General features: G+C 42.3%; 6 protein-coding genes. All 6 read left to right on the plus strand.

Annotation, left to right across the window (positions count from 1 at the left end; translation table 11 throughout):
- Positions 1-664 precede the first annotated feature (664 nt).
- The 6 genes from H6F92_RS04540 to H6F92_RS04565 all read left to right on the plus strand — a co-directional run bounded on the left by H6F92_RS04540 (position 665) and on the right by H6F92_RS04565 (position 12,585).
- Entirely contained in the window at positions 665-1,906 is a 1,242-nt protein-coding gene (locus H6F92_RS04540; RefSeq protein WP_190356930.1) for a ScyD/ScyE family protein, read from the plus strand.
- 40 nt (positions 1,907-1,946) lie between these two features.
- Complete coding sequence (locus H6F92_RS04545) at positions 1,947-5,909, plus strand: AMP-binding protein (protein ID WP_190356931.1); 3,963 nt, start codon at positions 1,947-1,949, stop codon at positions 5,907-5,909.
- The gene (locus tag H6F92_RS04550; protein WP_190356932.1) at positions 5,899-9,798 is read left to right on the plus strand and encodes a type I polyketide synthase; all 3,900 of its coding nucleotides are present in this window, start codon (positions 5,899-5,901) and stop codon (positions 9,796-9,798) included. The genes H6F92_RS04545 and H6F92_RS04550 overlap by 11 nt, the downstream gene beginning before the upstream one ends.
- 80 nt (positions 9,799-9,878) lie before the next feature.
- A complete protein-coding gene (locus H6F92_RS04555; protein ID WP_002765197.1) occupies positions 9,879-10,739 on the plus strand; it encodes a methyltransferase domain-containing protein in 861 nt (286 codons plus the stop codon).
- A gap of 37 nt (positions 10,740-10,776) precedes the next feature.
- Entirely contained in the window at positions 10,777-11,814 is a 1,038-nt protein-coding gene (locus tag H6F92_RS04560) for a methyltransferase (RefSeq protein WP_190356933.1), read from the plus strand.
- 51 nt (positions 11,815-11,865) lie between these two features.
- The gene (locus tag H6F92_RS04565; protein WP_002765201.1) at positions 11,866-12,585 is read left to right on the plus strand and encodes an NAD(P)H-binding protein; all 720 of its coding nucleotides are present in this window, start codon (positions 11,866-11,868) and stop codon (positions 12,583-12,585) included.
- Positions 12,586-12,939 lie beyond the last annotated feature (354 nt).

A 12,939-nucleotide genomic window follows, 5' to 3' on the forward strand; every position in this document is an offset into this window, starting at 1 on the left:
TTTACCTCAACAGACAACAATCATCAATTTTTATTTGGTTCTCTTTCTGATGTAGAGAACTTTTGTTCTAGATTTCTCCCATCTTTCAAATATTTTGAGTATAAATACTCTATATACTCACTTCTCTGCGATGCAGTCGCACTCGCGGTAGCGCATTTTGTAGCTTGCTTAAAGCTTTGTTTCTGTCTGTATCACTTGTTACTTTTTAAAATGAGAATTGCTGCTACTAGAGTGTGACACTTCATAATTCTTAGTAATCGCTAAAAGTTTTACTATACAAGGGCTAGAGCAATTTTTGATTTCAAAGACTAGGGTGCGGAATGTGGGATAGTGTATTTGTCAAGAAGTTGCTGTTATACTAGATATGTGTAATTAATTTTGCTTAGGTACTTATGGAGTTGAAAGTTCAAAAGAAGGGTTCTTCGTTACTTGGTATGGTTCGATAGGGGGGCATAAATCGACTAAATCCTTATCTGGTAAGAGACTTAATTGATTATTTCGCTCTAGATATGACAAAAATCGCTAAATGCCTTTCTATATGAGAACTCCATAAAAAAGATGATCCATAGGATCAATCATTCTCTGTAATTCTCTATAAGGGTTCCATCCCTTATAACCCCCGTCCATTGCATAACACAAACCGAAGAGCCAAAAGAAAATAAAAATGTTACTAACTAAACCAGTAATTAGCGGAAGCTTGACAATTTTAACCCTCTTCTTGTTTAACGTGGCTCCGAAGCGAGTAGAAGCTAGTCCGTTAGTCAATACAACCGTAGTTGCTAACAACTTAAACAACCCAAGGGGGATAGCGTTTGACAGAAATCAAGCTCTTTATGTGGCAGAGGCAGGGAGGGGTGGTTCAGGACCCTCAATTATTGGTCCTGAGTTAGGAGTAGAGCTAGTTTTTGGTCAAACTGGGGCGATAACCAGGGTACAAAATGGTATTCAGGAGCGAATTATTACGGGACTACCCTCTTTAACATTAAACCCTCAAGGCGCGCCTCTTCCCTCTGTTAATGGCAGTGATGGACCGGCTATCGGTCCTCACGATATCATTTTTGATGAAGCGGGAAATTTGTTGATTGCGATCGGTTTTGCCTCTAATCCATCTGTGCGAGGGAATTTAGGTTCACCTGGCTCGGATATGGGTCAAGTCGTCAAATACTCGTCAGACATCAACGGTAACTGGCAAAAACAAGGCGGATTCAGCACTGATTTGGCCACTTACGAACAAACCAATAACCCCGATCAGCGAGGGTTAATCAGTAATCCCTACGGTTTAAAACGATTAGATAACAACAAAACCCTAGTGGTGGATGCAGGGGCTAACGATCTCTTTGAATTTGACGCACTCGGAAATTTAAGTTTAGTAACTACATTCGACACGCGTCTAGTAAATGGAATCGTTATGGAGGCGGTTCCAACAAGCGTTGCGCTCGGTCCTGATGGTGCTTACTATGTTTCAGAATTAACGGGAGTACCTTTTCCAGAAGGTGGAGCGCGTGTTTATCGTATCGTTCCCGGCCAAGCACCGGAAATCTATGCAGATGGTTTTACCCAAATAACAGGTATAGAGTTTGATCGATCGGGGAACCTTTACGTTTTAGAATACGCTGTTAATTCTTTACTCTCTCCTAATAATCAATTAATTGGTCGTCTTACTCAAGTTGCCCCTAATGGACAGCGCACAGCCGTAATTGATGCTGACGGGACTCTAATCGCGCCAAATTCTATCACTTTAGGTCCAGACGGAGATTTGTATATCGCCAATCGCAGTACTTTTGCTGGACAGGGTGAAATTATTCGTTTAGATATTGCGTCCGTCCCCGAATCTGCCTCTCCAATTAGCATCTTAATCTTTGGAGGATTGGGATTGGGGTGGATGATACGACGAAACCGCGATTGATAGATGTAGTTAACAATTACTCTTGAATGAGGGCAATATTATGAACAAAAAACAGCCATTGGAGTCGAATTCATTGGGTTTAATGACACTCATTGATATTTTGCACAATCGTGCTCTTCATCAGCCTGATGAAATCGCTTATACATTTTTACCTGACGGAAAAATTCCAGGCTATTCCCTTACTTATCAAGCCTTAGAAGAACGAGTAAAAGCCTTAGCCAGCCGCCTCCAATCTGATAGGGTAAGTGGAGCAAGAATGCTTCTGCTTTATTCCCCAGGTTTAGATTTTATCATTGCTTTTTTGGGCTGTTTATACGCGGGAGCAGTAGCCGTTCCAGCTTATCCACCGCGAAATAATCAGAATAATCTAAGATTAGAAGCTTTGATTGAAGATGCTCAGGTAACAATCATCCTGACTATCACATCAGAATTAGATAAAGTCAAAAAACTTGTAAGCCAAGATTCTCATCTCAAGAGTGTAGAAATTTTAACTACCGACGACCTCGATGATAGCGAGCCAGCAACCCCATGGCAAACTCCTTCTATTAATCCGGATACATTAGCTTTTTTACAATACACATCAGGTTCTACAGGAAAGCCAAAAGGGGTGATGATCAGCCATAGTAATTTAATGCACAATCTAGAGTCTATTAAGCAGGCGTTTGCTCTGAACTCTAAAAGTGTATCCGTTACTTGGTTGCCTCATTTTCATGATATGGGATTGATCGATGGAATTCTCCAGCCTCTTTATACCGGGTTTTTAGGAGTCTTGATGCCACCGGTGAGTTTTTTGCAACAACCGATTCGTTGGTTACAAGCCATCTCCTATTATCGAGCGACCCACTGTGGTGGTCCAAACTTTTGTTACAACTTATGCGCGAGTAAAATTACGCCTCAACAACAAGAAACTCTAGACCTGAGTAGCTGGCAGAGTGCTTATAACGGAGCTGAACCCATACGCCGAGAAACCCTGGAACAATTTACTGCAACCTTCCAAAGTTGTGGTTTTCAAGCCAAGTTTTTTTATCCCTGTTATGGAATGGCAGAGGCCACTCTCATGATTTCAGGAGGGTTAGTCACCCGTGAACCCGTGTATTGCTCCGTTGATGCCGACAAGCTAGAACAAGATCAGGTTATCGAAGCTTCTAGCCATACCAAACAGATTAAGCATTTAGTGGGATGTGGGCAGCCGTGGCTAGAAACCCAAATTGTCATCACCGATCCGGAAAGGTTGACTCGGCAAGCGAGCGAACGAGTAGGGGAGATTTGGGTTGCCAGTAGCAGCATCGCTCGAGGGTATTGGAATCGCCAAGAAGAGACCGAGCAAACCTTCCATGCTTACTTGGCAGATACGAGGGAAGGGCCATTTCTTCGCACGGGAGATTTAGGATTTATCAAAAATGGGGAATTGTTTATTACGGGACGGCTCAAAGATCTAATTATTATTCGAGGACGCAACTATTACCCTCAAGATATAGAGCTAACTGTTGAAAAGAGCCATGAAGCACTTCGTCCAAACTGCGGCGCGGCTTTTTCCATAGAAGTTGATGGAATTGAAAGACTGATCGTTATTCAGGAGATAAAACGCGAGTATCTCAAAAAGCTGAAAGTCGATGAAGTCATGGAATCTATCCGTCGCTGTGTATGGCAAGAATATGAACTACAGGTTTACGGTATTTCCTTACTATCAACCGCTAGTCTTCCCAAAACCTCCAGTGGTAAAATTCAACGTCGTGCTTGTCGCTCCGCTTATTTAACCGACAGCCTGAACAGTGTAGGTTGTTGGCAAGTGTTATCAGAAACGACATCAGAAGACATTAGCTCCAGGACAGAGGAGCTCTCAGCCGCCCCTTCCTTTCATAATTACCTGTATCCTCAAGCAACGGTTCGAGGGAGAGTAGAGTTGCCCGCCTCCTCTACCTCGAACAGTTTAATACCTAGCGAAAGAAGCGATCAACGCACCAAGAAAATTATCGAATGGTTACGCCAATACGCCAGCAAAAGACTAAACTCGCGCTTAATAGATGAGCGTCGTTGTATTCCTCCTTATGTCGTTTTGGATTTAGGCAATCAAGGCATTTTAGGGATGCAAATACCTGAGTATTACGGGGGATTGTCACTCAGTTATCAAGATACCTTGCGAGTTTTCCAACAACTAGGTGCGATCGACTTAACCCTAGCTTCCTTCGTCGGGGTCAATCATGCCCTAGGAACTCGTCCGATTGTCAATTACGCAAAAGCTTGCGTCAAAGACGACCTGTTGCCCCTGATCGCTCAAGGACGAGAATTAGCGGCCTTTGCGATTACTGAACCAGGCGCAGGTTCCCAGCCCCAGGCTCTATCCTCTAGGGCTATTCCTTGTGGGAATGGACAATGGCGATTAAGAGGTAACAAAATTTGGACCGGCTCCGGTTCATGGGCGGGTAGCATTAATCTCTTCGTCCAACTACAAGATGCTCGCCAACAGCCTTTAGGAATTACTGGGTTTGTTGTACGACAAGGAACAGAAGGACTAGAGCAAGGATCTGAATCTCTAACGATGGGTATGAGAGGCATGGTTCAAAACAGAATTTACCTCAATGACGTACCCGTTAGCATGGATAATCTTTTAGGGGAATTGACTCATGGCATGGAAGTAGCTCAAGATGCCATGATGTTTGGCCGCTTAGGTTTAGGAGCGATTAGTGTCGGCGGCATGAAGCGGTGCGCCCAATTAATCCTGCGCTACGCCTCTAAACGCACTATTGCAACGGGTCGGTTATTAGATAACCCAATTACTTTAACCAAGTTGAACGATCTAACGTCCTCTATTGTGCTAGCAGAGAGATTGATTTCCCAAATTGCCGAGTTGCTTGATCGGGGGTTTCGGGTTCCCGAAGAGGCGTATATTGCGTGTAAAATATCGGGAACCGAGTTTTTATGGAAAGCGGCCGATGATTTAGTACAAATACTTGGAGGGCGGGGCTATATCGACACAAATATCGCCCCTCAAATCTTGCGTGATGCGAGGTTAATGCGAATTTTTGAAGGTCCCACCGAGACCTTGCAAATGTTTTTAGGCTCTCGCCTAATTAACAAAAGCGAAGCCCTCCAACAATTGATCTGTGATATTTTCAAGGCGCCCAGGGAATTTGCCACTTTACAAGTTGCGGCAAGAGAGATTTATGATCGCGCTACTAACCATCATGCTCCTTTCGCTGACGCGACAACAGCTTCGCGATGGGCCTATGGAATTATCGGTCAATTAGCCACTTTTGCTATTCTCAAAGCGACTGTCATTGGAGTCGAATCCCATTCTCCCTCCACATCTTTAGCTCAGGCTTATCACTGGAGTCAACTTCATTTCGACACCCTATTCAATCAAGCACTAACGTTTAAAACTAATGAAGCTTTTATCCATAGTAACCAAACATTAACGAACGAGATCGGTAATTATCGAGAATCTATCGGGTATCTTGAACAAACTCTGGCAGGAGAAGATCATGAATTAGATGAATGGTTGAAAATTGGAAGTAAACCGCTCGTTGCCAATTTACAGCCAACACCTGCTGTACATCCTGACAGCTTGACCGTGGCAGAGACTTCCCAAGAAAACCATCCCACTCTCGCATTCCTAATCCAATGGATGGGACTCTGGTTAAGCGAAAAATTGAAAATCAGTGTCTCCTTGATCGATCAAAGCCAATCATTTGCTAATTACGGATTGGATTCGGTCATGGCAGTAGAGTTGGCACAAGATCTAGAAACTTTGCTAAACAAACCTGTCGAACCCATGATTATCTGGAACTATACCACTCCTGAATCATTAGCTAATTATTTAGTTTATGAACAGTCAATCAAACCCACCCAAGTCCATCACCCATATCTATCGAAGGAATTGACTAATTTCGCAGAACCGTTTACAAGAACGAGAAATGAGAGTTCGCAATCTTTGAACGAAACAGAGGTTGCTATTTTACTAGCTGAAGAATTAACGAAGGACAGGCAAGAAAATGGAAAATAATCTCGAAAAAATCGCAGTTATTGGAATGAATTGCCGATTTCCAGGAGGAGCGAACAATCCAGATGCGTATTGGCACCTCTTACAGACGGGCAAAGATGGAATCCAAACGATTCCACCCGAACGATGGCGGGTTGAAGATTACTACTCTCCTGAACCAGACCAACCTGGAAAAATGTATACTCGACAAGGAGGTTTCCTCGAACAAATCGATCACTTCGATCCTGTTTTTTTTAATATCAAGCCTTTAGAAGCCGTCCAGATGGACCCCCAGCAACGGTTAATTCTAGAAGTTGGTTACTTGGCTTTAGAAAACGCCGGACAGCCGCCCGGAAGTTTAAAAGGGAGTAAAACTGGTGTATTTATCGGTATCTGTTTTGATGATTACGCGAGATTAACTATTAATAGTGGCTTTCCAGAACGCATCACTCCCTATAGTTGTCTAGGCAATTCTAAAAGCATCGCCGCTGGTCGTTTGTCATATGTACTAGGTTTACAAGGACCGGCCATGGCGATCGATACCTCCTGTTCTTCCTCTTTATTAGCTATCCATCTTGCCTGTAAAAGCTTACTCCTTGGAGAAAGCGATCTCGCCCTAGCTGGCGGCGTTAATTTAATGCTATCGCCAGAAAATACCATTGGCTTTTGTGCCCTAAAAGCCCTCTCTCCCACTGATCGTTGTAAGACATTTGATGTATCGGCCGATGGTTATGTCAGGGGAGAAGGGTGCGGTATCGTTGTACTCAAGCGTCTCGAAGAAGCGATCTCGCATCGAGATCCTATCCTTGCTGTAATTCGGAGTTCGGCTACCAATCATGACGGTCCGAGCAATGGCATGACCGCTCCCAATGGTTTAGCCCAAGAAGCTGTGATCCGCCAAGCTCTTTTGACCGCTAGAGTTGAACCCGAATACGTTCAATATGTTGAAACTCACGGGACGGGAACAGTATTGGGAGATCCCATAGAAGTGAGTGCTTTGGGCAACGTCTTAGGAAAAAATCGCTCGAAGGACAATCCTTTATGGATCGGTTCAGTGAAAACCAATTTTGGTCATCTAGAAGGAGCGGCAGGCGTAGCTAGTTTCATGAAAGTGGTACTGGCTTTGCAGCATAGGGCAATTCCTCCCCATCTCCATCTGACAACGCCTAATCCTTATATTCCTTGGAATAAACTACCGTTTAAAGTTCCTACCGAGCTAACGCCCTGGCCATCCGGCAAGCCATCTCGTCTAGGGGGAGTTAGCTCTTTCGGCATGAGCGGCACGAATGTTCACGTCATTTTAGAAGAAGCCCCTACGATTCCTTCTCTACCTAGTTCACGCCCTTGGCAACTGCTTGTCCTATCGGCAAAAACTCCCACGTCGTTGGAACGAACATCCGTAAAATTGACGGAATATTTACACCAGCATTCTTCTAATATCGATCTCGCAGATGTAGCTTTTACCTTAAGTGGTGGTCGTCAAGTATTTCCCTATCGACGAATCATGCTCTGCCGACATCTAGATCAGGGAAGCGGACGAAGGATAGAAATGACGCAAGAGACTTCCTGCGAGTCAAAGGTAGAAGGAAAAAGGCCGCTCGCATTTATGTTTCCGGGGCAGGGAACACAATCTATCAACATGGGGTTAGATTTATACCGCAATGAACCAGATTTTCGTCAGCCGTTTGATCGATGCGCCGAGATTCTCCAACCTTTATTAGGCTTTGATTTACGCCGAGTTATTTACCCCGATTGTTGGCAAGAAAAAGCGGTGAACCTTTTACAGCAAACAGTCGTTGCCCAACCTGCTCTTTTTGTCTTCGAGTTTGCCCTAGCGCAGTTGTGGATGGAGTGGGGAATACAACCTCAAATGATGATTGGTCACAGTATCGGGGAATACGTGGCGGCTTGTCTAGCCAGGGTTTTTTCTCTAGAAGACGCCTTGCGTCTAGTTACGGTACGGGCGAAACTGATGCAAGGATGTCCAACTGGAGCGATGCTGGCAGTTTACCTAGCGCCCGAGGAAATCCAAGGCTTGATCGAACGGTGGAATCAGGAGAATAGCTCTCTAGAAGTGCGACTATCCCTAGCCGCTATTAACAGTACTCAGCAATGTGTCATTTCAGGCGATGTTATGGCTATAGAGAGTTTGGCAGACTTACTCAACTCTCGAAACACGCTTTATCACCGCCTTAATACTTCCCATGCTTTTCATTCCCACCTAATGGAATCGATTTTAGACGAGTTTACATCTGAAGTGAAAAGCGTTAACCTCAACCCACCAAAAATTCCTGTGGTTTCTAACGTGACTGGTTGTTGGCTTTCTCCTGAAGAAGCAGTAGATCCTGATTATTGGACGAAACATCTGCGCCATACAGTTTATTTTGCCCAAGGTGTGCAACAGTTATTAAAAAACCCCGATATAATTGCCTTAGAGGTAGGACAAGGAGCTACTTTGAGCCAATTAGCTAAAAAAATGGCGAGTTCATCCAATCACCTTTTTCTTTCTTCCCTTCCCAAGCCAGGAGGACAGCAAATAACTGTTACTGAAGATAGTTTTAAACATTTGTTGATGACTTTGGGGCAACTATGGTTAGCAGGCGTTTCTCCCGATTGGGAAAAATTTTATTCTGGAGAGCAACGTCGTTACCTTCAGCTTCCTACTTATTCTTTCGATTACCAGCGTTATTGGCTCGATTTTAAGTCTTCTGCTCCACTAGCTGTAAGCATTCAAGACTCTAAGGAGATTACAGCCACTCCTAGTATTTCTTCGTCAAACAAGAAATTGGCTAACTCTCCTGCTTCTGTTTATAATGACTTAGAAAATTTACTGATCACTATCTTACAGAAAAGTTTAGCATTGGAGTCGCTTGATGTTAAAGATAATTTTTTCGATTTAGGAGGAGATTCTTTACTGGCTATTCAACTTATATCTCAGTTAAATAAGCAGTTTCAAGTTCAGCTAAATCAAAACCAACTGATGAAAAGCCCAACAGTTGCCACTTTGGCTTTAATGATCGAACAGGCCAGATCTGGCGAACGAGGAGCGAGCAATGCTTCGTTAGTTGAAATTCAACCGAAGGGAAACAAACGTCCTCTTTTTTGTATCCATCCAGCGGGAGGTAATGTATTCTGCTATCTAAATCTAGTGAATTACTTGGGTTCAGAACAGCCAATTTATGGATTAGAAGATCCTAATTTATTCCTAGAAGAGAAGCGACATTTTACTTTTATGGAAAAGGCTCAATATTATATGAAATTAATTCAAACCGTTCAAAATAAAGGGCCTTTTCTTCTATTGGGCTATTCCTATGGTGGAAATATGGCTTTTGAAATGGCTCTTCAATTTGAAAAACAAGGACATCAAGTTTTATTTTTAGGACTAATTGATAGTTTTCCTCCCATCTCTTATCAAAATATTGCCATAGAGGATACGAAACTATTAGCAGCAATCTGGCAAATGATAGGACTAATGTTTGACAAAAAGCAAAGGAGTTGGTTTAATGAGTTAAAGCAAATCAAACCTCACAAAAGATTAGATTATGTGGTTAAAAAATTGTTGTCCGATCCGAGTGGAATTGCCATACCTGATGATTTTCTCAATTCTAGTCTTTTAAAAGTAGCCATGAATAATTTTCGTGAATTGCACGACTATATTCCTCAAGAAATTTATCCAGGAAAAATCACTTACTTCTGGGCAGAACAAAAAATCCCTCAAAGCTTAATTCGCTTATTGAACTATCAAATTCCAGACGATCTTTTAGGCGATGGATGGAGCCACTTCTCCTCTCAAGCTATCGAAAATCATTACGTGCCAGGACATCATTTCACTTTATTTAATAAAGCCAATTTTCCCAGGTTAGCACGTATAATTCAACAATGCCTAGTTCAATCTCAGGAAACTTGCCAATAATCGACGACAGCCTTGATTAGCAGTTTTATTTTTCTCATCACTATCGTCCATTTTCATTCAATCAAAAAGGAAGTAAAATCATGAAAATTTCTACGTCTGAAGCTTATTTACAAGATCGAGATCAAGTGATTCAAATTCTCACCAACTTTTGGGACAAAATATCCTACACATTTGATGAAACTTGGGGTCCCCATATTCATCATGGCTACTTTGATGATGGGGCTAACCTGACATTGTTTGAAGCTCAAGAACTTCTAACGCATAAACTGATCGATTTGGTAGATGGACGTGAAATTAAACGTATTCTCGATGCGGGTTGTGGCATGGGAGTCACAAGTATTTATCTTACCCAGCGGTTAAACGCCGTAGTAAACGGTGTCACCTTAAGTCCCGAACAAGTCGAGATTGCTCGAAAAAAAGCCAAACAAAAAGGAATCGATACCGTTGAGTTTCAAGTGGAAGATGTCCACTCCCTTAAAAGTTTTCCCGATGGCTCCTTCGACTTAGTCTGGTCTTTAGAAAGTTGTGAACAATTTTATGATAAACCCTTGTTTTTGCAACAAGCTAACCGGGTACTACAACCCAATGGTTATTTAATGTTAGCAACCTGGTGTTCTGGACATGAAGAGTATACAGACCGAGATGCCGAGAAATACAAAAGACTTTGCAAAGCACTGGATTTACCTTATATGCCAACCATTGATTACTACGCACGAGCTTTAGAAGACGCTGGCTTTAACATTATTCTGAAAGAGGATTGGTCAGATAAAGTTGCTAAAACTTGGTCAATTGCTCCGGCGAATTTCTACAGAAAATTCTGGAATTATATCTTAAAAACTGGATTTCGCGGGTTTAAGTTTGTTCAAGATTTTAAACTCATGGATCAAGGATATAAAGAGAATCGTGTGCGTTATGGAGTATTCCTCGCTCAAAAGAAATAAATTGGACTAAACGCTTGCATATTTTGAGAGAATTACCATGAAGATTAATGCCTTATCTACCCTCAAAAAACCCCGAACCGATGATAAAAAACTATGGGATATCATCTTGGGAAATGCGGGGCAAAGGACAATACTGATTGCCCACGAGTTAAAACTATTTCCCTTCTTAGCGGAAAAACCTCGCTCACTAGCAGAAATTTGCGAGGAGCTAAAAATCGAAGCTCGTCCGGCACGAGCTATACTAGGAGTCTTAGTGGGTTTAGAAATTTTAAATAGCCGAGACGGTTGTTACTCTCTTGCCACCATTGCTGAGGATTATCTACTAGACAGTAGCACCACTAGTTTTTGTGGGATGCTGGATTTCATGTTAGCTAATCAATACGTTACGTTTTCCTACGAAGGCTTTAAAAAAGCGGTATTAACGAATTCTCCTCAGTTGTATCAAAGTGATCGTCCTTTCGAGAATCACAAAGAAACAGAAGCGTTAGCACGTACTTTTACTTATGGAATGCACGGTCACAGTATGGCACCGGCTCTCGCTTGGACCGAAGTGCTAGATTTATCAAGGCACAAGCGTATGTTAGATATAGGAGGAGGATCGGGAGCGCACGCAATCGGCGCGATCTGGCGATGGCCGAATTTACAAGCAATTATCTTCGAGCAACCTCCCATCTGTCCAGTTGCACAAGAGTTCATTGAGTATTACGGCGTTCAAGACCAAGTGAAAACCTGTAGTGGAGATATGTGGCAAGATCCATTTCCCGACGCAGATATCCATTTCTATTCAGATATTTTTCATGATTGGTTACCTGAAAAGGGACGTTATTTAACGAAAAAAAGCTTTGAAAGCTTATCGTATTGTGGTCGAATTATTATTCATGAAATGCTTTTTGACGAGCGAAAGACTTCGCCCCTCACTGTAGCGTCCTATAACCTGGCTATGCAAGTCGTTATCGAAGGACAACAATATTCAGGGGAAGAATTAATCGCCATGCTACAAGAGAGCGGGTTTATCGAGGTTGAGGTTAAAGCGACTTTCGGTTATTGGAGTATCGTGACAGGATGTAAACCTTAGTTAAGATACTTAAAAGCTTTTAATTAGACTCTTGAAATTGAGGAAGAGAGTATGTCTAAACCAACAGTTATGGTCATCGGCGGAACCCGAGGGACAGGTAAAGAAGTAGTTAAGCAACTGATACAAAAAGGAATTCCTTGTGTTGTAGGAGCGCGTACTCCGTCTAAAGCTTTTTCTCTTTTCGGTGATCGAGTGGATATCGTTCCAATCGATGTTACTCGCCCAGAATCCCTACAACAATCTCTTTCACCTAACTTACAAGCCTTAATTTATACGGTTGATATTACAGGAGGTCTGGGAGGACGGGGGTTTTTCTCTAGTTCTAGCGAAATCCGTAAAGTCGTTTATCAAGGTTTAGTGAATACCGTTGATGTGGCGAAAAAACAAGGTTTTGTTAATCAATTTGTTTTGTTAACAACACTAGGAACTCGTAAACCATCTTGGTTAATAGGTTTACTCGATCTGATCAAACCTGGTATCGTGTCAGCTTGTCGAGACAAAGTAACTTATTTAGAGGAAAGTGGATTACCTTATACGATTATTCAAGCGGGCTTACTTCATAATTGGTCGACTAGCCCTACAGCTTTGGTAATTCAACAGGGAGAGATCAAGATGTCCATAAAATACCAAATTAGCCGCTGTCATTTAGCACAAGTGATTGTCACGTCTATCGCTAATCCAGATACTTATCACAAAACTTTTAATGTATATGGTGGTAAGGAAAAGATATTAAATCTCGATTCGATAGTCACTCAGTTCTCAGTATGGTAAAAAGACATGGGAGCAACTTTCCTTTAAAAACAAGCGGCTTCGTTGGCTCTTCTAGGTTCTGTGTGATAAGTTTAACTTACAGAGGATCGATCGATCTTTGTGTCCTTTGTGTCTTTGTGGTTCGTTCCACTCTCTCGCTAGGAAGACTGTATCTTGGAATACATTTTACCCACCAAACCCAAGAGAGCCCTTCGTTTTTCTTCCTGATTTGTTCCGTCTTCTTCTTTGAGATTGTATTCAATAGACCTCCTGCAAAAATAGGAACTGATTATGTAAAATAAAGTAAAACACTCAGAAAAACAATGACTTACGAAAAAGTAAAAAATTTGAATCCAGAAGAGTTTAAACGCTTTT

This window comes from Microcystis wesenbergii FACHB-1317 (assembly GCF_014696875.1).
Lineage (GTDB): Bacteria > Cyanobacteriota > Cyanobacteriia > Cyanobacteriales > Microcystaceae > Microcystis > Microcystis wesenbergii_A.